Here is a 22,655-nt window from a genome sequence, read left to right as displayed (position 1 = left end):
TGCAATGAGCACCGAACTGTTGAATTTGGCACAACGCCGCGAAGCTTTAGAAAAAGGCTTACAACAATTTATTCATGGGACTTTACTCGACAGTGCACTACGGCACTGGGAGCAGCAGTACAGCATGAAACCGTCATTTGTCTTGAATCGCTTCTTAAATGATATCTGTACCACAGAGGAGCTTCGCTTTTATCGTAAAGATATGCTGAAGCAAGTTTTGTATGAGTTATCTACCTTAGAAAAGCAGGAACTGTTACGTGCTGAAAAACCACAGGAGCAGGTGCAAGAAGACGAGCTCATTGCAGAGACCATTAGCGAAGCTTTTTTAGGCTTTATCGAGTCAGTCATGCTGACGGTGAAATCTACAGATCAGGCTGATTTCACCCAAGATGTGATTGAGCAATTAGAAGAAATCGGGCTGGCAATTGCGGCAAATGCACAAATAAATACGGCGAGTTTTGTCGAGTTTTTGCCCTTGACCAGTTATGCCAAAGTTTTAACGAGCATTTATGAAGTGTATTGTGACTTTTATGGCCCGATGCGTGCAGACCAAGTTTATGCACAAACCAAGCTGAAAATAAAAGCCAATTATCCTGAGGTGGATTTACATCAACTGGTTTAGTGCCGGGGGGAAACACCATGAAGCTGATAGTCCTTGGTGTATAAAATCAAGGGATAAAAAAAGCGACCTAATTAGGTCGCTTTTTTCTGGAAGCTTAAGCTACAGTTTCTGGAGCTGTACGCCATAAGCTTTCTAAATCATAGAATTTACGTGCTGTAGGTAACATCACATGTACCACTACAAAACCGAGATCAATCAGGATCCATTCTGCATCACGTTCGCCTTCAACACCGATAGGGCGGAATCCAGCTTTACGTGCTTCTTCTGCCACGTTGTCTGCAAGAGACTTAATGTGACGAGTTGAAGTACCGCTCGCAATAACAATCGCATCTGCTACGTTGCTGATAGTGCTGATATCAAGTTCAATAATATCTTTGGCTTTTACATCTTCAAGTGCTTCACGTACAACAGCTAAGCAAGCTTGTACGTCTTTGATTTGCGTTGATTTTGCGAGATCGAGAGAATTAGAAGCGCTGGGCGATGGTTCTAAATTCATAGAGGGTATGATTTCCTGACAATTTTACATGGTCTAATATAGCGGTTTTGTTGCTGAATTTCAAATCAACACGTCATTGACCATTGGCTAAATGAGGGAAGTATTTGTCTTTCCACGCAAAAGAATGTGATGAGTTGCTTCGTGGTCGGTATTCAGCCGCGATGTAACCTGTATATTGGCTTTGATCTAACCATTTAAAAATCTCTGCAAATGGAATCTGCGCTGAGTCAGGTTCATGTCGCCCCGGACAGTCAGCAAACTGTATGTGACCGATATCCTGAATATTTTCTGCCAAAGTACTGAGAATATCTTCACCCATCATCGCCATGTGGTAGCAGTCATATTGCATCTTCAAAGTAGAGTGTTGTACAGCTTCAAGCATTTCCTGAGCTTGGGCAATATTTTGCACCAAAAAGCGCGGCATATCAGTGCCATTAATCATTTCAAATACCGGTTGAATATGATGTTCGGACAACATGTGGCATGCCAGTTTAAGGTTGCTCGACAAGGTATTTAAACATGGGAGTAAGTCTGCATCTTGTGGCTGTTTGCCGGCTAAAATATTGACACTCGGTACATTTAACGCAGTGGCATAGCGAATACATTGCTCTAAGGCCTGATGAAATTGATTTTCACGCCCCGGAACTCCCGCAAGACCATCGCCGCCTTGCATCAAATCACCCGCAGGGACATTAATTAAACACAGGCTTAAATCATTGATAGTGAGTTGGGTTTGGATTTGCTCAATACTCAGCTCATACGGAAACTGAATTTCTACATGCTTAAAACCATGTTCACGAGCCAAAGCAAAACGCTCTAACAACGGCACTTCGGTAAAAATCATGGATAAATTAACCGCGAGCTGAGTCATGTATATCGTCCTTGAAGCAATTTACTTCTAAAGTGAAAGTCGTTAGTTTTGTTCGACATGTTGAATGATGGTGGCTAAATCTTTTTCTGCAAAACCATTGTCCTGATGGGCTTTGAGTTGCGATAAAGCAAGGCTGGCAACAGGGATGCTTAACTCAAACTCGGCGGCCAGTTGGACTGCATTATTCAGGTCTTTAGATAAAGTTTGAACTTTCCATTGCACGGGTTCGAACTGATGCGAGGCCATACGTGGAGTTAAAATCTGAAAAGGTTTTGAGTCTGCAAAACCACCGGCAAGCGCTGGTGCTAATAACGTGGTGTCTACACCTGATTTCTCGGCCAATGCGACAGCTTCTGCGATTAACGTGCTATTGGCAGCGACGATCAGCTGATTACAAATTTTGGTAGCTTGACCTGTACCTGAGTCGCCCATGCGGGTAACACGTTGAGATAAAACATTGTAAATCAGACTCAAATCTTGAATCGTTTGAGCATCACCACCGGCAAAGATGACCAAAGTGCCTTGTTCAGCACCTGCTGTGCCCCCCGAAACAGGAGAGTCAATCCAAGTGACTTGTTTCAACTTTGCAGCATGAGCCAATTGATGGGTTTGATTTACAGAAAGACTCGAAAAATCGACAATAATTTGTCCTGCCGCTAAATGGGTTTCGAGGCTTGCATACACCGCGGCAACAGCAGCATCATCTGCGAGACAAGATAAAACCACAGGATAATGGGCAATCTTCTCCAATTGAAGCGCCGTCGCGCCAATCGCAATCAACTCATCACACGCAGCGGCAGTTCTGTTCCACACCGCAACTTCAAATCCTGCCTGAATGAGGCGCGTGGCCATGCGGCTACCCATCAGCCCCATACCTAGAAATGCAATTTTTGTATTACGATCAAACGCCATGTGCTGTACTCAATCTATCCTGTGTGACTATTTTACTTATATTGGCGTGGTAAAAACTGAACCTCTGGGTTCTTGTCTTTTTTACGTGCCAATTGGCTGTTTTTGCCGAGCAGTAATTTAAATTGCCAGATTTTTTCTAAGCGTAAAGATCGTTTTGGACTATGTTCCATGGCATCTAGTACTTGTTTTGCCGCTGCCAAGGCATCTGGTGAGCGTTGTGATAATTCTTCGGCTAATTGCTGCGCCTGAAGCAAAGGCTGTTCATTTAAATGTGTTACTAAACCAATATCCTTGGCATATTCTGCGTCAAAAATACGTGCTGTAAGGGTTAATTCCTTGGCTAAATCCAGTCCAATCACACCTTTGAGCGAGCGGGTTAAACCCATATCAGGGACTAAGCCCCAACGACTTTCCATAATCGACATTTGCGTTTTCGGGTGGGCAATACGGATATCGGCAGCCAAGGCAAGTTGCATGCCTGCACCAAAACAAAAGCCTTCAAGTGCGGCAATCACCGGCACAGGAAGTTGTTGCCAAATCAAAAAGGCTTTTTGAAATAAACTTTGACCGGGCTTTAACAGTTCCCACGCGGCATAGGCACGATTTTTCGGATCATTGAGGTCAGCCAAATCAATGCCAGCACTAAATACATTGGCTTCACCCGTTAAAATGACACAGCGTAAGCTACGATCTTTTTTTAATTTTTCAGCGGTGCTAACCAATTCTTTGAGCAATGCAAAGCTCATTGCATTACGTTTTTGTGGACGGTTTAAGTAAACCGTTGCAATGCCATTATTTTTTTCTACACGTAATAAAGCCATGGTAATTACTCTTGTTGTTTCTGCGCCCGAGCATAGCATGCACCCTGACAGGATACATGACAGTGCAGTCACAACAGAAGCTGGACGGCACTGACTTTAGTCGGACTGCGCTTAATTATTTTGTTTGGCTAAGATTTGTTGAGCCGCGTGTTCAACTTGCCTCATGACATTTTTTAACTCATCAAAACGGTTCAGGGTTTCTTGAACAAAAGCTTCATCTGCTTTACGGCGTTCCTTACGTAAGGTCGATACAAATTGCTCAAATTGACCTGAAACCTCTTGGAGGGTCGGAGCGCCCACATAGCGGGTTGCGCCATAAAGCCGATGTAGCACATGCTCTAATTGTGGAAAATCTTCATCTTCGATGAGCTGTGCCATTTCATGGATTTCTTGTTCAAAGCTATCGACGAGCATTTTCAGTAAATCGACCGCAAGGTCTTCTTTATTCGCGGCCAACTGCAAGCTTTGTTGCCAATCTAAAATACTCGGCTCTAGGGCTTCAATCACTGAACTGCGCTCTAAAACCGGTACTTTCTTAAAGTTATCGGTAGTCCATTGGGTCAAGATTTGAATAATTTGATCCATTTGAATGGGCTTGGTGACATAGTCATCCATACCACTTTGCAGGAGCTTTTGTTTTTCATCCGAGAGCGCATGTGCCGTCAATGCAATAATTGGAAGGCGCTTATGATTTTCAAAGGTCGACTCAAGTGAACGAATGGCACGCGTGGTATCGACACCTGACATCACTGGCATTTGAATATCCATAAAGATGAGGTCAAAAGCCGCCAAACCTTGCTCTTGGCGAGCTTGAATGATTTCTATGGCTTCTTGTCCACTCAAAGCCTTGGTGGTTTTCACATTCAACTCAGAGAGCAGGGCTTCAAGTACAATCAGATTCGGTAAATGGTCGTCGACTGCCAAAATATGCAGGCCTTGACCATTAAATTCTTCATGTTGCTCCTGATCAAACCACGGCTCATTACTCAACAACTGAATCAGCGCTGTACGGCTGAGTGGTTGATGCAATGGACGAGCACGGTACTCGTTCAACATGTTTGGATCGAGCATCATTTGGTAGCCATAAACCGCTAAGTTACCGCTATAACGATGACGAATTTCTTTGAGTAAGGCTTCGGAGTCACCACTATGATCGACGATCAACCAAGTATTTTCATTGGTTTGCAGCTGATTGAGACGGCTAAATAAATCTAGGATTGACTGCGTTTCAATATGTTCAACATCATAATTTTCTAAATAATGACGTAGGACATTGGCAGTTGCTGGATGTGCCAAGTAGGAAACGACTTGTAGATTGCTAAATTGTGGATGCACAATTTCAATTTCTTCATCGACCACAAAGCGCGCAGTAAACCAGAAGGTTGAGCCTTTTTCTGTTGGGGCACGTTCTTGGTTATCTTCAAAACCAATTTGTCCATGCATTAGGCTGACCAATTGTTTGGAGATGGCAAGACCTAAACCTGTACCGCCAAATTGACGGGTCACAGATGCATCACCTTGCGAGAAAGATTCAAACAGTTTCTTACGGTCGGTACCGCTTAGGCCGATACCACTGTCTTGGACACTAAAGTGCAGCAGGCATTGACCGATGTCATCGTGCTCCATACGGACACGGACAATAATTTCACCATCTGGAGTGAACTTAATCGCATTTGAAATTAAGTTGGTCAAAATTTGCTTGAAGCGTAGGGCATCGCCGACCACAAATTTTGGCACATTGTCCGCATAGTAGAAGGTCATATCGATGTGCTTTTGCGCTGCCAATGGCGACAACATATCCATCACATCAAAGACGGCTTCTTCTAAGTCGAATTGTGCAGTTTCGAGTTCTAGTTTGCCGGCATCAATTTTGGAGAAATCAAGCACGTCATTAATTAAAGCCAATAAATGCGCTGAAGATTTACGAATCGTTTGTAGATATAAATTTTGCTCATTACTGAGGTTACCTTGGCGCAGTAAAAGATGAATAAAGCCATCAATACTGTTAAGTGGCGTGCGCAGTTCATGGGAAATATTGGCTAAGAACACCGACTTCGACTGATTGGCATGGATCGCTTGGTCACGAGCTTGACGATAGGTGATGTTTTGCACTTCCAAAGTATCGAGGGTGCGTCTTAAATCATCTTCCGTTTGTTCGGTATGTTCACGTAACTCTAAGAAACTGAAATGCAAGCGTTTAACCACATTGGCAATATCACGCTGTAATAAACGGAGTTCGCCAGTACTGTTAATGATCATGTGCTGATCTAGGGTGTCGGCATTTAAACGTTGTAACTGCATACGAATTTCGTACATTGGTGCAATCCAACGACGTGAATAGAAATTCAAACACAGCAAAAGTAATAAGAGCGTCAATAAACCTGTTGCAATCAACACGATTAACACGCGATAGCGGGCAATTTGCAGCGGTTGATTATCCAGTTCAATGCTTAACCATGCCGGCGTCTGGGTTGAATCTGAAATTTTCAGGGCATAAACATGGTTACCCTGATGTGGAATTGGTCCAATAAAAGATGCTTTACTGTCAAAAGCAGGCCAAATAGCTTGATCTTGAAAGCCAATGCTCAGGCGGTTATTGCCTTTGAAATCTATAATCGCAGCACGAATCAAATGTTTTTCGTTCAACATGCTTTGCATGGCATTACGAGCTTGATCAAACTGCCACGGATAATGGTTGAGCAACTCTATAGCCGATTCTGATGTCGGTTGATAGCGCGTCAGAATCGCAACAGCCATTTGTCTTTGTTGTGCTTTGGCTGCATTGGAGGTTTCTGTTATTACCAACATCGCACCGACACAAGCCAAAATGGTGATCGGCACGAAAATAAGTGCAATCAACTGACCATAGGCATGATTTAAGTGTAGGCGTTTAAAAAGCTTTTTGTTGATATTTGACATGGTTTAAGCAGTTTATTCCTTATGCCCCGAATATTAGCATGGATTATTTAAAACTGATTGTGCTTTAATCACTTTCACGAAAAAGCGAGGCAAATGGGTGCAGGCAAAGGCATTTTTTCATACAATAGGCGCACCTCGATATAGGTGTGAATAATGAGTAATACAACCCCTGATTTTCAAGCAGACGATTTTTTATTAGACCATTACGTCGGCAACACGCCGTTAGTGCGTTTACAGCGTCTGGCAAGTCATACTCAAGCAACAGTATTAGCCAAGTTAGAAGGCAATAACCCAGCGGGTTCGGTCAAAGATCGCCCTGCATATAACATGATTATGCAAGCGGAAAAGCGTGGTCAGATTAAACCGGGTGATACGTTGATTGAAGCGACGAGCGGAAATACAGGGATTGCTTTAGCTATGGTTGCAGCAATGCGTGGCTATAAAATGACCTTGATCATGCCTGCAAGTTCTAGCCAAGAGCGTAAAGATGCCATGCGTGCCTACGGTGCTGAACTGATCGAATCTGAAAACATGGAAGAAGCACGTGATCTTGCCCTTCAAATGGAAAAAGACGGCAAAGGTTTAGTCCTAAACCAGTTTGGTAACCCGGACAATGTGGAAGCACATTACCTCACTACGGGGCCTGAGATTTGGAAACAAACAGGCGGTAAAATTACACATTTCGTCAGCTCAATGGGAACCACTGGGACCATTATGGGGATTTCGAAATATTTAAAAGAACAAAATCCGGATATTCAAATTGTTGGTTTACAACCGTCTGAAGGTTCAAACATTGCCGGTATTCGCCGTTGGCCACAAGAATATCTTCCTACGATTTTTGACCCTTCACGTGTTGATCGCATTATGGATATTCCGCAAATTGAAGCGGAAAAAACAGCTCGTCGTTTAGCACGTACAGAAGGTATCAGTGCAGGTACCTCATCGGGTGGTGCGGTATGGGCTTCAGTTAAATTGGCTGAAGAAAATCCGGATGCCGTGATTGTTTGCATCGTATGTGACCGTGGTGACCGATACTTGTCTACTGGTCTATTCTCTGTTGTTGATCCTGAATAATTACAGTGGCCGATTGGCACTGGTGAGTACTTATGCGTTTACCTGTTTTAATTTTTGATATCGAAACACTGACAGATTTGAAGTCAGGTGCGCATTTGTATGGACTGGATCTGCCTGAGGTGGATCTAGATGCTGCGCTGACTAAACTGCGTCGCCAAGAGGCGGGCACGGATTTTCAGCGTTTGGCCTTGCATGAAATTGTCTGTATCTCTGGACTATGGATTGATGAAAAGGGCATGAAGTTGTTTTCATTTAGCCGTGAAGACAATAGCGAAGCTGAAATTTTAAAAAAATTCGTTTCTATTTTTGAAAAGCGTCATCCGACCTTGGTCAGTTGGAACGGTTCACAGTTTGATTTGCCTGTGATTTTGTTCCGTGCCATGTATCACGGACTATCTGCACCAAGTTTGTTCGATCAGGGCGAGATTGATACGCAAAAGCGCTATAATAACTACCAGAATCGTTATCATCATCGTCATGTAGATTTGATGGATGTCATGGCCATGTTCCATGGTCGTCATTTTCAAAAGCTCGACGATGCAGCACATTTACTCGGTTTCCCCGGTAAACGTGGTGATGGTGGCTACCATGTGCCTGAATATGTGCGTGAACAACAGTGGATGGAACTGACCAGCTACTGTGAAGGTGATGTGCTCAATACATGGTTGATTTATTTACGCTGGCTGTTGCTGAAAGGACAGTTATTGTTAAATGATCATCAGCACCTGATTCAAAGCACGATTCAATATTTACAAACTCAGCCGCAACACGCTGATTTTTTATCGGTATGGCAGCAAACCTCGCAACGTACCGAATTCACCCAATCTGATTTCCCATCTTCCACACATTAGGTACGCATGAAACACAAAGCCAAACCCCAAAAAGCCCAACAACCCATTTATACATTTCAGGTTGAATCGCTTTCACATGAGGGGCGAGGCATAGCGCACTTTGGCACGCATCCAGATCATCCTGCAGAAAAACACGGTAAGAAAGTCTTTATCCGTTATGCCTTGCCGGGTGAAACAGTGCGTGCGCGTATTACCAATGTCGTTAAGCGTCTTGAAGAAGCAGACAGTCTTGAATTACTGAGTGAAGAGTCTGCTTTACGGGTAAAACCGGCCTGCCCACATTATGGGGTCTGTGGTGGTTGTAGCATGCAGCATATCCATCCAGATGAGCAAATTCGTTTAAAACAAGACGTTTTACAATCACATTTGCAACATTTTGCCGGCATTCAGCCTGATCAATGGTTAGCTCCTTTACGTTCATTGCGTGAAGATTACCGTCGCAAAGCACGTATTGGCGTGCGTTACCTACCTGCAAAAGATAAGCTCGTGGTTGGCTTTCGTGAGAGCCAGTCAAATAAACTGACTTCGATTGACCGTTGTATGGTGTTGGATCGTGAGTTTGGCTCCATCACCACACTCAAACAACTGTTACAAGGTCTGCAAGGTAAAGCAGATATTGGGCATATGGAACTGGCCATGGGAGATCAAGAAATTGCCCTCCTGATTCGTCATACGGCGGAACTTTGCGCGGAAGATGTCAACCAATTAGTAAAATTTGCGTTACATAAAGAGTGGCAACTGTACTTACAACCTGAAGGGCCAGACAGCTTACATCGCGTGGATCATCCCGATGCACCGATGCGTCTGCACTATGGTCTAAGTGACTTTGCTGTGGAATTTGGCTTTAATCCTCAGGACTTCACGCAAGTGAATTCCACGATTAATCCGCAAATGGTGAAACTGGCATGTGAATTGCTTCAGTTACAACAGGGTGAGCGAGTTCTAGATCTGTTTTGTGGCTTAGGAAACTTTTCTTTACCACTTGCTCAATGTGTGGGTTCAACGGGTCAAGTCGTTGCAGTTGAAGGGAGTGAAGAAATGGTTCAGCGTGGTGCAGAAAATGCACAAAACAATGGCCTTTCGCAACTGAAATTTTATTCACAAGATTTAACAAAAGATTTTTCGCATCATTCTTGGGCAAAACAAGGATTTGATGCATTATTGATAGACCCACCACGTTCTGGTGCAGAAGAAATAATGCGTTATGTGCCCAAATTTGGTGCAAAAAGAATCGTTTATGTGTCATGTAATCCTGCAACACTAGCACGCGATGCTGGAATGCTGGTACAACAAGGCTACCGTTTGAAAAAAGCGGGTGTCATGGACATGTTTACCCATACAGGGCATGTCGAATCGATTGCTTTGTTCGAAAAAGAAAATCAGATAAACGATTAAAAGTTATGAAGCGTAGAAAACTAGGAGTAGGGTATGGTCACAGTACGTGAACAATTACCTGGACGTCTCAATGAGCTGTCTCAGGAAACGACTGTAGAACATGCCGAGCAAGCACAGCATGATTTGGCTGAATGGCTAGAGCGTGTGAGTGGCATGTTTGACGGGGCTCCTCTAAAGCAACTCGAAGAAGTTGCACATCTGACCTTACAGAATGAACTTGAAACAACGGTCAACCATCGCTCGAATACCTTCTATACGGGTATTGAAATGGCGGATATTCTTGCTCATCTGTATGCGGATGAAGATACGTTATCAGCAGCCATGCTGTATCGAAGTGTTCGTGAAGGCGTAACCAGTTTAGAAGAAGTCCAAAGCAAATTTGGCGATCAAGTGCATGCTTTGGTGAAAGGCACGCTTGCCATGGGTAAGTTGTCTGACCTGATTGAGCAAAATAAACGTCTAGAAGATCATTTTAATAATAACCAACGTGAACATTTGACCGGCATTTATAAAATGCTGATTTCGGTGACCGAAGATGTACGTGTTGTATTAATCAAACTTTCTGAACGTACCTATGCATTACGTGAGTTGGCGCACTCAACCAAAGAGCGTCAAGAGCGTGTCGCACGAGAAATTTTAACCATTTACTCGCCGCTTGCGCACCGTTTAGGGATTGCACAGCTTAAGTGGGAGCTTGAAGATCTTGCTTTCCGTTATCTAGCACCTGAACGCTATAAAGAAATTGCCTCTTTACTGAATGAAAAACGTTTAGAGCGTGAACAATATATTCAGTTCGTGACAGAAAAGTTACGTAAAGAACTATTAGATCATGGCATTGAGGCCGAGATTAATGGTCGGGTGAAACACATTTATTCGATTTATCGAAAAATGAAGAGTAAGAACCTGAGCTTTGATCAGCTTTATGACATTCGAGCGGTTCGTGTTCTGGTGGATAATGTACCTGAGTGTTATCACACACTGGGGATCGTTCATCAGATTTGGCGTCATATTCCGCATCAGTTCGATGATTATATTACCAACCCGAAAGCCAATGGTTATCGCTCACTGCATACGGCCGTGATTGCAGAGAACAAATCTTTAGAAGTGCAAATTCGTACGCACAATATGCACGAAGAAGCTGAACTCGGGGTGTGTTCGCACTTTAACTATAAAGAAGGCTCTAAAACCACAGATTATTCATTTAATCATCGCTTACATTCTTTGCGTGCAGTGCTTGAACATTATCAAGAACGAAATGATGCTAGCGCCCATAAAGAAGATGAAGATTCTGAAAACTTCGAACAAATCCAAGAGTTTGAAGATTTTGAGAAAATCTATGTGTTTAGTCGTGATGGTGATATCAAAGAATTACCACGTGGTTCGACTGTGCTCGACTTTGCCTATCATGTGCATACTGAAGTGGGTAACAAGTGCTATGCAGCACGGGTGAACCAACGTTATGTGCCTCTAACCTATACCCTAAAAACTGGGGAGCAGGTCGAGATTTTAACCAAGAAAGATCGTGAACCGAACCGAGATTGGTTGGTGAACTCGCTGGGTTATATCAAGACGGCTCGTGCACGTGACAAGTTGCGTCATTGGTTCCGTCAGCAAGACCGGAGTAAAAACTTGGAAGTGGGACGTGAGATTCTGAATAAAGAATTGTCACGTTTGGCGATTCACCCGAAAAGTATCGATTTGAATGATTACTGCAATCATTTTAATGTGAAATTGGGTGAAGATATCTTGATTGGCTTGGTGAGTGGTGACATTAGCCTGCATGCCTTAATCAATCAGGTTAACCGTCATATGCACCTCGATCAGGATGAGCCTGAACTGGTGTTAAAACCAACCTTGAACCCACGTGCAAGTCATACGCTTTCGGCGCATGGTATTTTGATTGATGGTTTGGACAATGTAGAACTACACATTGCTCAGTGTTGTCAGCCTGTGCATGGTGAATCGATTGCTGGTTATATCACCCTGAATCGTGGCGTAAGTATCCATAAGGTCGCATGTCCGGATTATATCCGTATGATTGGGCAAGAGCCTGAACGTGCGGTTGAAGCGGATTGGGAAATGCAGCCAACTCGTGGTCAAAGTGTGCAAATCGTGGTGGAAGCTTATGACCGTCGTGGTTTGCTTAAAGATCTGACTCAAGTGATTTTCTCAGACCAAATCAATATTCGTCAGGTGAATACGATTTCGGAAAGTGATGGTATTGCCAATATGAAGCTGTTGATTGAAGTGAAAGGCTTGGCGCAGTTGTCGAAACTGTTGGCACGTCTAGAACAACAACCGGGCATTATCAGCGCACGTCGATTGGTACAAGGTAGCTAAAAATAAAGCTGTATAAAAATACCCGCTGCGTGCGGGTTTTTTTATTATATTGGGGGAGAGAAATTATAAAATTGAATGCTTATGCTGCCTTCAGAGCTTTTTGAAAAGCGTCGACAGAATTTAACACGAGCGATTGACCATTGGGTGGCAACAGGCCCTTTTAAAAATGGTAAAGCCGTGTGTGAACATTTTGGCTTATCAGTTCCTTTAATTTCCCAATTATTAAATAGTCATCGGCAGATTGGAGAGAAATTTGCACGTGAGTTAGAGACACAATTGGGACTCCTTAAGGGAAGTTTAGATCATGAAGTTCAGTTTATAGAACAAGACAAGTGCACTGAGGAGCAAGCAAGCTTGGTCCTTTTTGAAATGCAGGTGATTGAGACACAGGCATTTTCGTTAAAACCGATTTCAAATGATTCATCTCAATATTCAGCATTATTTAAAAACACTCAAGACCTGTATTTTATTCGCATCACAGCGTCGTATTATGCCCCTGTATTACAAGAGGGTTGGCTTGTGGTCTGTGATGAACGGCGAGGGGTAGAGAGATCGGATCTAGCCTGTGTATATTTGCGGAATGGCTTAAATCTTATTTTAAACGTGATACAGCAAACAGATGATACGTGGCAATTTGCAAGTCTAGACCAAAAACGACAGGTGGAATTCCTGCAATCCGATATTGAAAAATTACATCCTATTATTGCGATTTTGCCTAGCTCATTTATTTAAGGTAGTCGCATAAAAAAACCCATCCGAAGATGGGTTTTGATCTGAACTATAAGTCGAAAAGCTTAAGGAATCTCTTCTTCTTCAAATTCAGGCTTCACTTGTACAATGAAGTCTTGACGGTTCAGGCCACGCCATAGCGCGAAGGCTGTACCAATGTAGATTGATGAATATGTACCCACAAATACACCAACAAACATTGCAACAGAGAACCATTTCAGACCATCACCGCCCAGTACCATCATCGCCACAACAACCAGTAACAGTGTCATTGAGGTATGAATGGTACGGCGAAGTGTTTCAGTCAAAGCACTGTTCACAACTTCAAGAGGTTCAGCACCGCGAATCTTACGGAAGTTTTCACGAATACGGTCAGATACAACGATGTTATCGTTGAGCGAGAAGCCGATAATCGCGAGTAGCGCAGCCAAAACTGTTAAGTCAAACGGCCACTGCATCATGGCAAAGATACCGATGGTCACCACGATATCGTGGAATAAAGACAGTACAGCACCCATCGCAAGTTTGAACTCAAAGCGAATAGTGACATAAACCAGCATGAGCAGTAGGGCAAGACCTACAGCACCCGCAGAACGCACGTAAAGTTCATTACCGACTTGACCACCCACCACATCGACTTTATGCACTTCTGCTTTATTGCCTGGCAATTGAGCAGCAGTCGTAATGGCTTTGGTTAAGTCTTCAGCTTCAATGTCTTTTTGAACTGGCATACGAACCATCAGGTCGCGGTCAGATCCTAAGGTTTGTACTACAGGATCTTTAAAACCAGCTTTTGTCAGCGCTGAGCTCACATCGGTAGATTTTACTGGTTGACTATAGTTCAACTCTGCTGCTACACCACCAGTAAAGTCCAAACCGAGGTTTAGACCTTTGGTGCAAATAAAAAAGATACTTGCGAGCGTTAAAATAATCGATATAAAGGCTGCCGGTTTGGCAATCTTCATAAACGGAATAATGCGCTCGTTGTCCGGACGGCCGTATTGTTTCGGTTGAGTATTTTCAGTCATCTTCGATCTCCTAAATGCTCAACTTCTTCAGGTTACGTTTTTTACCATAAATGATTTGTACGATTGCACGTGTCACGGTAATCGCTGTGAACATCGAGCACACAATACCAATCATTAGGGTAACCGCGAAGCCTTTAATTGGGCCAGTACCAATTGCGAACAGAATGAAAGCCACTAAGAATGTGGTTAAGTTGGAGTCAAAGATGGTGTTATACGCACGATCATAACCCGCAACAATCGCCTGTTTTGGCGAGGCACCCCATTTAATTTCCTCTCGTATCCGCTCACAGATCAGTACGTTGGCATCGACCGCCATACCAATGGTAATTACGATACCTGCAATACCCGGAAGGGTGAGGGACGCGCCAATCCAAGACATGATGGTTAAAATCATGGCAAGGTTAACCACGAGTGCAAAGTTGGCAATCAAGCCGAACACACGGAAGAAGACTACCATCCAAATCGCAACCAATAAGAAACCGATTTGAGTTGATAATACGCCTTTGTCAATGTTTTCTTGACCGAGACTCGGACCAATCACACGTTCTTCAACGAAGTACATTGGCGCTGCCAAAGCACCTGCACGTAACATCAATGCAAGTTCAGATGCTTCTTGAGGTGAATCTAGACCGGTAATACGGAACTGAGAACCCAATACAGCTTGAATAGTTGCCGCATTGATGACTACAGATTCGGTATAAGGTGTACGAACTTCAGTTTGTGTACCTGTTGCAGGATCTGCAACATAACTAATTTTTTGTTTGTTCTCGATGAACAAAACAGCCATTCGTTTGCCTACAGCATTACGAGTAGCTTCAGACATCAACTTACCGCCCGCAGTGTCCAAAGTAATATTTACTTCAGCACCACCTGTATCTTGGCTAAAGCCTGATGACGCGTTTTGTACACGTTCACCCGTTAAGATACGGTTACGGTTAAGCAATAATTGACGACCGCTGTCCAAAGATTCATAAGCAAATGCTTCTGTACCTGGCGGTAATGAGCCTTTTGCTTGACCTGTGTAAGGATCGATATATTGATCGTTTAAATCAGAAACTAAGCGGAACTCAAGGTTTGCAGTACGACCAAGCACACGTTTTGCTTCAGCAGTATCTTGTACACCCGGTAATTCAACCACAATACGGTTGCTACCTTGGGTTTGCACCAATGCTTCCGCTACACCTAACTCGTTAATACGGTTACGTAAAGTTGTTAAGTTTTGGTTGACAGCATAAGACTGAATTTCTTGTTTACGTGTATCTGTGTAGCTTAGACGAAGAGTCGAACCTTCAGTTGTTGCAACGGCTTGTTGAGTATATTCATTGCCGTTACGACGAAGGAAATCCATAGCTGCAGAACGGTCATCATTATTTGCAAATTGCATCGTAATGGTGTTGTTGTTCAAAGATAAGCTATTGAATTTTAATTTATTGTCGCGAAGTTGGCGACGTAAGTCAGCCGCAGACGTTTCCATACGTTGTGAAATGGCTTTATCCATATCCACTTCGAGTAGGAAATGTACACCACCACGTAAATCCAGACCTAGCTTCATTGGTTTAGCACCAATTTTTTGTAGCCATTCTGGCGTAGTAGGCGCAAGGTTCAGTGCGACGACATAATTTTCACCGAGCCCACGACGCAGTGCTTCTTTCGCTTTTAATTGTTGTTCGCTCGAATCAACACGTAATAAAGCGGCATTATTGGTGAAGCTATTGTCATGGCTGGCAATATTTTCAGATTTTAAAATCTGCTCTGCTTTTTGTACGATGCTTTGGTCAATCTGGGTACCGGCTTTGGCACCTGAAATTTGAACAGCAGGTTCATCAGGATACAAACTTGGCAGGGCATATAATGTACTGATGACTAGTACCACTAGAATCAGTAGATATTTCCATGCTGGGTAACGCATTCGTTTTCTTCTTAAAATGAAAAAAGCCGTGCGGGTGCACGACTTATTTTTTGATTAAAGGTTATTTAGAGTGCCTTCAGGCAGAACTGAAATCACACTTGCGCGTTGTACTTTTACTTCTACGCCACGGTTCAGTTCAACAACTGCAAAATCACCTTCGATTTTTGTGATTTTACCCATTAAACCGCCCGCAAAAACAACTTCACTACCAACACCTAGGCTTTCAATTAGTGCACGATGTTCTTTTGCACGTTTTGATTGAGGGCGCCAGATCAAGAAGTAGAAGATTGCGACAAATACCGCAATCATCAACAGGTTTGCCATCATGCTTGGTTGCTGTGCAGCTTCACCTGCCGCGTGAGCAGTAGAAATAAAAAGGCTCATTTCATTTTCCTAAACTAAAAAAACTGGTTATCAATACTTTGATAAATAAATTGGACTTGTTCAGCAATTTACCTTGTCTTTTTCTTCAGCGCAAATGCTGAAAGAATTAATCTTGAGGACAAGGTGGCACTTCCATGCCGCGACGACGATAAAAGTCCTGAACAAATTCATCGAATGTACCGTTATCGAGTGCATCACGCATCGCTTCAGTCAGACGCAGGTAATAACGTAAGTTATGAATAGTACCGAGCATCGAACCGAGCATTTCGCCGCATTTCTCAAGATGGAAGAGATAAGATTTGGTGAAATTTGTACAGGTATAGCAGTCGCAATGTGGGTCAAGCGGACTTTGATCATGACGATATTTGGCATTGCGAATACGCACTAAACCGTCAGTCACAAAATAATGACCATTACGTGCATTTCGTGTTGGCATCACACAGTCAAACATATCGACACCGCGACGAACTGCTTCTACGATATCTTCTGGTTTACCGACACCCATCAAGTAACGTGGTTTATCTGCAGGCATTTTCTCTGGAAGATAATCCAATACTTTGATCATTTCTTCTTTTGGTTCGCCAACAGACAAGCCGCCAATGGCATAACCATCAAAATCAATTTCTTTCAGACCATTTAAAGATTCATCACGTAAATCTTCGTACATGCCGCCTTGGATAATACCAAACAGGGCATTACGGTTTTTCAGCACGTCATGATGTTGAGTCTTACAACGTTTCGCCCAACGCAATGAAAGCTGCAGTGATTTTTGCGCTTCTTCATGTGTCGCAGGATAAGGCGTACATTCATCAAAAATCATCACGATGTCTGAATTCAGTGTGTGCTGAATATCCATCGAAATTTCAGGAGATAAAAAGACTTTAGAGCCGTCAATTGGAGAGCGGAAAGTTACGCCATCTTCTTTAATTTTGCGCATAGCGCCAAGACTGAAGACTTGGAAACCGCCTGAATCTGTCAAAATCGGGTTATTCCATTTCATGAATTGGTGTAAACCACCATGTTCACGAATGACATCTAGGCCTGGGCGAAGATATAAATGGAAGGTATTGCCCAAAATAACTTGGGATTTAATTTCTTTAATGTCACGTGGGAGCATGCCTTTTACAGTACCGTAAGTACCGACAGGCATGAACATAGGTGTTTCAACAACACCATGTTCAAGGGTTAAACGGCCGCGACGAGCACGGCCCGATTGCGCCAATTTTTCAAACTTCATACAAGGTCCAGATCAAGGCGAAAAAACAGTTCGCTGATGGTAAGAGTGCTAAAAGTGCTCTATTTTCCTTGATTCTGCGGTTAAACGCTAGCTTTGTCGGGTGTTAAGTCTGTAAATTTATAGATCGCATCTTGTGACAAGGCTTCATCTGAACTCTTGGCATTAAAATAAAACTGGTTAATTCGCTGCAAAATTTCTTCTTTTTCCATCGCAAATGTGCCTTTCGGGTCCGATGTCATGGCTACGATGTTGTCAATGAGCTTTTGAATATAGGGGTTCGTGGTTGCATAACTTTTTTCTAAGCTTAAGAGATAGACTTCATTGGCAACATGTAAATAGTTATAAGATTGTATTTCAACGATTTGAGCCAAATCAATCAGTAGGTCTTTATCATACTGAGACAGCTTCATACGTTTAGGTAAGCTGTCGAGTTGTAGGGGTTGTTTGGATTTAAGAAAATCTTCAAGCTGTGTACTTGGTGTATTTAAAACCTGAGCTGAATAAATCTCTATTTCGGGCTGTGTTGGGACCGTGATAAAAAACAGGATGTTATCCAATTCAATGCCGTAGGACTGAACCAAGTCGACTTTTGTTTGTTGTATGGCATTGAGCAAGATTGAAAGATGGTTAGCCGATTCAGACTTTATTGTGCTTTCTATAGAGGAGGGATCAAGGTTTAAATGGCCCACTTCATTTACAGATGTCAGTTTGAACTGCGCCAAGTCTTGGCCGAGGGAAAGCGCACTATGATAGCGCCATTTTGACACATTCCATCGATCATGTGCTGCAAGATATTGAGCAGAATCTTCATCTTCGGCAAAAATACTACGCTGCGTAGAGACTACGATATAGTCTATGGACAAATAGGGATTGAACACCAACGTACATGCGTAAATATGGTCGTCTTGGTGCTGCTCATAGAGTTTGAAAAACGCCTGAATCAGCACATTTTTCAGTGCATTAATTTGATTTTGCATATTTTATTTTTCTTTCTAGTTTTGGAGGTGCTTGATCACCTCATCATTATTTTTTTACTTTTGTGCATTAAAGCCCGAACTTAAAAGTTCGGACGATAATCAAAATTTTGGCTGGCAGCTTGATCGCGGAAAGGGCGAACCGCTTTTTTACTCAGCAATAGCGTATTAATAATATTGTTAGGAAACACTTGAATGTGGTTGTTGAACAACTCGACGTTGCGGTTAAAAATAGTAATCGCCGCACCGACATTTTCGTTTTGTTCTTCAATTTCATTCATCATTTTCAGATAAATATCATTGGCTTTGAGCTCTGGGTAGTTTTCAACCACAACATTCAGGCTGCGCATTAGATCTTGATTTAAGGCTTCAATACGCTGTAATTGGCTGACATCGGTACTATTGACGTTCAAATTCATAATGTTTTGACGGAGTTCAGTGACTTTTGCCAAAGTCCCTTGTTCAAAATTGGAATATTGCTCAACCAAAGGCTGTAATCCATCTAAAATTTTGATTTTTTGACGTTCATAGCTGGCTACATCTGACCATGCACGAATGGTTGCATTGTGATGTCGGACAATGTTGTTGCGAATCATGATTGCGCCAATCACCAATGCAATGATGATTAAAACAAAGATCAAAAGCCCCATAAAATTTTATCCTCAAGATAAAAGGTCGTAATTTAAAACATTATTATATGAAATCTATTTTAAAAACTGCGTTAAGTCGTTTTTCAAATTTTCTAAAGCATTTAATTTAAAGGTTCTGAGATGTCCACGCAATGCAGAAACATCTTGAATTCGTTTTGCTTTACTACTAACTTTAAATAAATCTGTAGAGCCAAGATAGCACATTATGCGGTGGCTCGGATGAAATAGCAGATCACCTTCACGGTTTTGAAAAAAATCCGCTAGTCGGAGGACAAAGCCCGGGCTGAGTAATTTAGCCATTTCCATTTGGTTCTCGCCATAAAACTTTAATTTTTGATTGGTTTGAATGTCGCTGCTGTGCCAAGGAAAACTATAGGGATAGCCAAAGTTTTTGCCTGTTGCAGATACGGCAAGACCATGGATGCCAATATCAAAAACAAATACGCCCCACAGGTCTTTATGAATTTCTTTAACCGTGACTTCATCACCGTCTTTGTCACGTACTTTCAGTTCATTCACATAGTGATAATGAAAGACCATGACTTGATGCTGTTGCTGATTTTCATCTTCCCAAACGGTGCTCGCGAAGGTCTGAATATCATTCGAAAGGCTGCCTTGCTTAAACACGGGGAACATGCGTTTAAGATTGCCAATAAATTGCAGATTATTCAGTGGCATTGAAATGTATTGAGGCTGTCGGTTAAAAGCCAATTGGTATTTTCTGGCAATGCATTCGGTTTCTAAAAACGCAATAACTTCTTCGAGCGGGTCATCTTTTTCATAACTGATATAGGCCCAGAACACCATGGCCAACCCCGCAGCAAAGCAGAGTTGTGCCCAGCCATGATCGGGCTGAATCACAATGAATAGCATGAAGCCGACACCTAGTGCGGCTAAAGCTAGAGGGAGTAAGTTTTCAAATTTGAGCGTAATGGGAGCATTCCATGGATGCAGTCCATCGAGGAGCTCTTGGTGTGTTTTGGCGTTTCGGCCTATATCCCAGAGCCGAGCGATATTCTGAAAAACCACAGCATTCTTTTTTCGACGAATATGGATGGAGTGCTTTACAGAATCTATCGGCATAGGGATGATTTCGGCGTAATTTTATTTGTGGTTAATATTATCAATTAACATCGCATCGCCATAACTAAAGAAGCGATATTGGCTTTTGACGGCATGGTGATAGGCATTCAAAATATTGTCTCGACTGGACAACGCTGACACTAACATGAGCAGGGTAGACTCAGGTAAATGGAAGTTGGTAATTAAACGATCGACTACTTTGAACTCATAACCTGGGTAGATAAAGATTTGTGTATCACCAGTCCAACCCTTGAGTTCGCCGCCATTGGCTTGAGCGGCACTTTCAGTCGCACGAGTCGCTGTAGTACCGACAGCAATAACTTTATTGCCACGTGCTTTTGTCTCACGGATTAAAGCCATAGATTCTTCTGATACGTCACACCATTCGCTGTGCATGATGTGATTTTCAATGTCATTGGTGCGCACGGGTAAGAATGTACCAGCACCCACATGCAAGGTAACAAAGGTTTTATTTACGCCTTTGTCTGCCAATTTTTTGAGTAGCGCTTCATCAAAATGTAAGCTTGCTGTTGGTGCTGCAACTGAAGCCAATTTGGTCGGATCGTTAAAAACAGTTTGGTAACGTTCGGTATCAATCGCTTCTGCTTCACGGTTAAAGTAAGGCGGAATCGGTAAAGCACCGTATAAATCTAAAACTTGTAAAATAGGCTGTGAAAATTCCACAACAAATAAGTTTTCATGACGGCCTTGAACGGTCACTTTAACTTCGTCTGGACCAATAAATAATTCCGCACCTTCTTTAGGCGTATTGCTGGCTTTAATGTGGCAATGTGCGGTTTTTGGGTCAAGAATACGTTCAACCAAGACTTCAACTGCACCGCCAGTTGCTCGTTTGCCTTTCAAGCGGGCTTTCATTACTTTGGTATCGTTCAGTACCAATAAGTCACCTTCATTGAGCAAGTCTAGAATGTCAGTGAAATGATAGTCGTGATATTCGCCATTCAGATCGAGATGGAGCAGGCGTGATGCACTACGTGTTTCAAGCGGATAGCGGGCAATGAGTTCGTCAGGGAGATTGAAGTTAAAGTCAGAAAGTTGCATGTTAAGAAATCTGAAAAGGGGATAATGAAATTTGGCTTAGTATAAGCTTTTTTAGGTTTTAACGCTGAAATTGATGGATTATCCATCTAAAAATTCTTATACGGTTTATTTTTAATCAAATGAGAACATCATGCGTTGACAAGTTTTTGAAACAGTTTATTATACGTTTCAACACCTTCCCGAGGTGGTGAAATTGGTAGACGCGGTGGATTCAAAATCCACTATCAGAGATGATGTGTCGGTTCGAGTCCGACCCTCGGGACCAAAATTCTAAAAAACCCCAAGCTTATTAAGACTTGGGGTTTTTTTTATGTCTAGAATTAATAACTTATATCAAATCCCTAGAAAATTTTCAATGATTCCATTAGCTACATATCAGGTGGTCACTTCGTAAAATGAGTACCTGATCTTTGTTTGGGTACTCATGGTGTAATCAGATGCTAAGCTTAAATTATTAGATCAATACAATAATCAAATGTGATTGATCGGGTGTCTTATAGGGGCTTGTAGTATTTAAAAGCTTTATTAACTATCTAAAGCTACTTTGATGACATCTGCGATTGTCTCAGTGTTAACACTTCTTTTTCGAGCATTCTCAGAGTGGAACCAAGTTAGAAAGCCTTTATTTTCTTTATATGTATTACTGCCAACGCAATATGGTGCTAAGTTCGAGGTGGTATCTAAATAATCATTTTATAAACATCTACTTTTAGTCATTTCTAAAAAGGCTTTTACTTTTACCCTATCTTCTATTTTTTCATCTCTAGCATCCCTTAAATTTGCATCTAGCAATATTTCAGAATCAATAAGTTCATTAATAATCAATAACTTCTTCTCCATAAGGGGGCGTGTTGAACAAATTATAGAATCTAATACTCTAGAATTTTTAGTTGATTTGCCTAATTTGACGTTAGCATCAATTCTTTCATTAACATCATTTAACTCATCCAACTTGGTAATTAGGAACATTCCATCATTTATGTCTTTGGTAGCCTGGTCTAAAATTTCTTGACTGTGAGTATGCAATGCAACTGAGTATAGAATAAATAAACTTATGATTTTTTTCATTTTTTACCACTTTAAAACCAAAAAAAAATGATGATTGGGATTATGTTTGATAGTCGTTCTCTTTCATATAGGGTGATTAATAGCAGTATGCCCCGTGTGTATTATCACCTATCCAATAATATTCTCCATGAGACCTTCTACATAATACTTCTAGACATCCATATCTTGTAGAGAGCATTTATGCTATGGCTTACTAGTAAAAGTTTCTCATTGGATTTAGGTTTTATTTT

Annotated in this window: 20 protein-coding genes and 1 tRNA gene; 7 read left to right on the top strand and 14 right to left on the bottom strand. The window is 42.2% G+C overall.

Going from position 1 to position 22,655, the window contains the following annotated elements:
• Positions 1-4 precede the first annotated feature (4 nt).
• Positions 5-622, top strand: a complete 618-nt coding sequence (locus tag FTV04_RS12480) for a hypothetical protein (RefSeq protein ID WP_180089752.1) — start codon at positions 5-7, stop codon at positions 620-622.
• A 94-nt stretch (positions 623-716) separates the two neighbouring features.
• On the opposite strand, the gene rsfS is transcribed toward FTV04_RS12480, so the two are convergent.
• From rsfS to FTV04_RS12455, 5 genes are all read right to left on the bottom strand, one after another.
• The gene (gene rsfS / locus FTV04_RS12475; RefSeq protein WP_078191283.1) at positions 717-1,118 is read right to left on the bottom strand and encodes a ribosome silencing factor; all 402 of its coding nucleotides are present in this window, start codon (positions 1,116-1,118) and stop codon (positions 717-719) included.
• A gap of 73 nt (positions 1,119-1,191) precedes the next feature.
• On the bottom strand, positions 1,192-1,989 hold the full coding sequence (locus tag FTV04_RS12470) for a hydroxypyruvate isomerase family protein (RefSeq protein ID WP_078191282.1): 798 nt from the start codon (positions 1,987-1,989) through the stop codon (positions 1,192-1,194).
• A gap of 42 nt (positions 1,990-2,031) precedes the next feature.
• Entirely contained in the window at positions 2,032-2,901 is an 870-nt protein-coding gene (locus tag FTV04_RS12465; protein ID WP_180089750.1) for an NAD(P)-dependent oxidoreductase, read from the bottom strand.
• 32 nt (positions 2,902-2,933) lie between these two features.
• A complete protein-coding gene (locus tag FTV04_RS12460) occupies positions 2,934-3,722 on the bottom strand; it encodes a crotonase/enoyl-CoA hydratase family protein (protein WP_180089748.1) in 789 nt (262 codons plus the stop codon).
• Positions 3,723-3,833: 111 nt separating this feature from the next.
• Positions 3,834-6,641 (bottom strand): ATP-binding protein, encoded by a 2,808-nt coding sequence (locus tag FTV04_RS12455; RefSeq protein WP_180089746.1) that lies wholly within the window; start codon positions 6,639-6,641, stop codon positions 3,834-3,836.
• Between the two features lie 153 nt (positions 6,642-6,794).
• Between FTV04_RS12455 and cysM the strand changes: the two genes are divergently transcribed.
• The 5 genes from cysM (at position 6,795) to FTV04_RS12430 (ending at position 13,033) form a co-directional block, all read left to right on the top strand.
• Positions 6,795-7,715 (top strand): cysteine synthase CysM, encoded by a 921-nt coding sequence (gene cysM, locus FTV04_RS12450; RefSeq protein WP_078191278.1) that lies wholly within the window; start codon positions 6,795-6,797, stop codon positions 7,713-7,715.
• Positions 7,716-7,747: 32 nt separating this feature from the next.
• Positions 7,748-8,566: a 3'-5' exonuclease gene (locus tag FTV04_RS12445; RefSeq protein WP_180004601.1), complete on the top strand. Its 819-nt coding sequence runs from the start codon at positions 7,748-7,750 to the stop codon at positions 8,564-8,566.
• A gap of 6 nt (positions 8,567-8,572) precedes the next feature.
• The gene (gene rlmD, locus FTV04_RS12440; protein ID WP_180089744.1) at positions 8,573-9,961 is read left to right on the top strand and encodes a 23S rRNA (uracil(1939)-C(5))-methyltransferase RlmD; all 1,389 of its coding nucleotides are present in this window, start codon (positions 8,573-8,575) and stop codon (positions 9,959-9,961) included.
• 33 nt (positions 9,962-9,994) lie between these two features.
• On the top strand, positions 9,995-12,301 hold the full coding sequence (locus FTV04_RS12435; RefSeq protein ID WP_078191275.1) for a bifunctional (p)ppGpp synthetase/guanosine-3',5'-bis(diphosphate) 3'-pyrophosphohydrolase: 2,307 nt from the start codon (positions 9,995-9,997) through the stop codon (positions 12,299-12,301).
• Positions 12,302-12,382: 81 nt separating this feature from the next.
• A complete protein-coding gene (locus tag FTV04_RS12430) occupies positions 12,383-13,033 on the top strand; it encodes a hypothetical protein (protein WP_180089742.1) in 651 nt (216 codons plus the stop codon).
• 62 nt (positions 13,034-13,095) lie between these two features.
• Here the strand turns inward: FTV04_RS12430 and secF are convergent, their stop codons facing one another.
• The 8 genes from secF to queA all read right to left on the bottom strand — a co-directional run bounded on the left by secF (position 13,096) and on the right by queA (position 21,357).
• Positions 13,096-14,058 (bottom strand): protein translocase subunit SecF, encoded by a 963-nt coding sequence (gene secF, locus FTV04_RS12425; RefSeq protein ID WP_180004599.1) that lies wholly within the window; start codon positions 14,056-14,058, stop codon positions 13,096-13,098.
• Between the two features lie 10 nt (positions 14,059-14,068).
• The gene (secD, locus tag FTV04_RS12420) at positions 14,069-15,967 is read right to left on the bottom strand and encodes a protein translocase subunit SecD (protein ID WP_111885819.1); all 1,899 of its coding nucleotides are present in this window, start codon (positions 15,965-15,967) and stop codon (positions 14,069-14,071) included.
• A 54-nt stretch (positions 15,968-16,021) separates the two neighbouring features.
• Positions 16,022-16,351: a preprotein translocase subunit YajC gene (yajC, locus tag FTV04_RS12415; RefSeq protein ID WP_078191271.1), complete on the bottom strand. Its 330-nt coding sequence runs from the start codon at positions 16,349-16,351 to the stop codon at positions 16,022-16,024.
• 106 nt (positions 16,352-16,457) lie between these two features.
• A complete protein-coding gene (gene tgt, locus FTV04_RS12410; RefSeq protein ID WP_180089740.1) occupies positions 16,458-17,588 on the bottom strand; it encodes a tRNA guanosine(34) transglycosylase Tgt in 1,131 nt (376 codons plus the stop codon).
• An 80-nt stretch (positions 17,589-17,668) separates the two neighbouring features.
• Positions 17,669-18,565, bottom strand: coding sequence for a DUF4303 domain-containing protein (locus tag FTV04_RS12405; RefSeq protein ID WP_180089738.1), 897 nt, complete (start codon positions 18,563-18,565; stop codon positions 17,669-17,671).
• A gap of 80 nt (positions 18,566-18,645) precedes the next feature.
• Complete coding sequence (locus FTV04_RS12400; RefSeq protein ID WP_078191268.1) at positions 18,646-19,212, bottom strand: LemA family protein; 567 nt, start codon at positions 19,210-19,212, stop codon at positions 18,646-18,648.
• A gap of 54 nt (positions 19,213-19,266) precedes the next feature.
• Positions 19,267-20,295: a hypothetical protein gene (locus tag FTV04_RS12395; RefSeq protein ID WP_180089736.1), complete on the bottom strand. Its 1,029-nt coding sequence runs from the start codon at positions 20,293-20,295 to the stop codon at positions 19,267-19,269.
• 21 nt (positions 20,296-20,316) lie between these two features.
• Entirely contained in the window at positions 20,317-21,357 is a 1,041-nt protein-coding gene (gene queA / locus FTV04_RS12390; RefSeq protein ID WP_180089734.1) for a tRNA preQ1(34) S-adenosylmethionine ribosyltransferase-isomerase QueA, read from the bottom strand.
• A gap of 178 nt (positions 21,358-21,535) precedes the next feature.
• Between queA and FTV04_RS12385 the strand changes: the two genes are divergently transcribed.
• Positions 21,536-21,622: transfer RNA gene (locus FTV04_RS12385), tRNA-Leu, on the top strand.
• A 428-nt stretch (positions 21,623-22,050) separates the two neighbouring features.
• Here FTV04_RS12385 and FTV04_RS12380 read toward each other — a convergent pair.
• A complete protein-coding gene (locus tag FTV04_RS12380; RefSeq protein WP_180050014.1) occupies positions 22,051-22,425 on the bottom strand; it encodes a hypothetical protein in 375 nt (124 codons plus the stop codon).
• Positions 22,426-22,655: the final 230 nt, after the last annotated feature.

Source organism: Acinetobacter sp. YH12219, from assembly GCF_013417875.1.
Taxonomy (GTDB): Bacteria; Pseudomonadota; Gammaproteobacteria; order Pseudomonadales; family Moraxellaceae; genus Acinetobacter; species Acinetobacter amyesii.
The sequence above is the reverse complement of the archived record's forward strand: the minus strand, read 5'-3'. Positions and strand labels throughout refer to the sequence as shown.

Coding starts and splice junctions, on each gene's coding strand:
- FTV04_RS12480 (WP_180089752.1), top strand. CDS start 5: ATGAGCACCGAACTGTTGAATTTGGCACAACGCCGCGAAGCTTTAGAA.
- rsfS (WP_078191283.1), bottom strand. CDS start 1,118: ATGAATTTAGAACCATCGCCCAGCGCTTCTAATTCTCTCGATCTCGCA.
- FTV04_RS12470 (WP_078191282.1), bottom strand. CDS start 1,989: ATGACTCAGCTCGCGGTTAATTTATCCATGATTTTTACCGAAGTGCCG.
- FTV04_RS12465 (WP_180089750.1), bottom strand. CDS start 2,901: ATGGCGTTTGATCGTAATACAAAAATTGCATTTCTAGGTATGGGGCTG.
- FTV04_RS12460 (WP_180089748.1), bottom strand. CDS start 3,722: ATGGCTTTATTACGTGTAGAAAAAAATAATGGCATTGCAACGGTTTAC.
- FTV04_RS12455 (WP_180089746.1), bottom strand. CDS start 6,641: ATGTCAAATATCAACAAAAAGCTTTTTAAACGCCTACACTTAAATCAT.
- cysM (WP_078191278.1), top strand. CDS start 6,795: ATGAGTAATACAACCCCTGATTTTCAAGCAGACGATTTTTTATTAGAC.
- FTV04_RS12445 (WP_180004601.1), top strand. CDS start 7,748: ATGCGTTTACCTGTTTTAATTTTTGATATCGAAACACTGACAGATTTG.
- rlmD (WP_180089744.1), top strand. CDS start 8,573: ATGAAACACAAAGCCAAACCCCAAAAAGCCCAACAACCCATTTATACA.
- FTV04_RS12435 (WP_078191275.1), top strand. CDS start 9,995: ATGGTCACAGTACGTGAACAATTACCTGGACGTCTCAATGAGCTGTCT.
- FTV04_RS12430 (WP_180089742.1), top strand. CDS start 12,383: ATGCTGCCTTCAGAGCTTTTTGAAAAGCGTCGACAGAATTTAACACGA.
- secF (WP_180004599.1), bottom strand. CDS start 14,058: ATGACTGAAAATACTCAACCGAAACAATACGGCCGTCCGGACAACGAG.
- secD (WP_111885819.1), bottom strand. CDS start 15,967: ATGCGTTACCCAGCATGGAAATATCTACTGATTCTAGTGGTACTAGTC.
- yajC (WP_078191271.1), bottom strand. CDS start 16,351: ATGAGCCTTTTTATTTCTACTGCTCACGCGGCAGGTGAAGCTGCACAG.
- tgt (WP_180089740.1), bottom strand. CDS start 17,588: ATGAAGTTTGAAAAATTGGCGCAATCGGGCCGTGCTCGTCGCGGCCGT.
- FTV04_RS12405 (WP_180089738.1), bottom strand. CDS start 18,565: ATGCAAAATCAAATTAATGCACTGAAAAATGTGCTGATTCAGGCGTTT.
- FTV04_RS12400 (WP_078191268.1), bottom strand. CDS start 19,212: ATGGGGCTTTTGATCTTTGTTTTAATCATCATTGCATTGGTGATTGGC.
- FTV04_RS12395 (WP_180089736.1), bottom strand. CDS start 20,295: ATGCCGATAGATTCTGTAAAGCACTCCATCCATATTCGTCGAAAAAAG.
- queA (WP_180089734.1), bottom strand. CDS start 21,357: ATGCAACTTTCTGACTTTAACTTCAATCTCCCTGACGAACTCATTGCC.
- FTV04_RS12380 (WP_180050014.1), bottom strand. CDS start 22,425: ATGAAAAAAATCATAAGTTTATTTATTCTATACTCAGTTGCATTGCAT.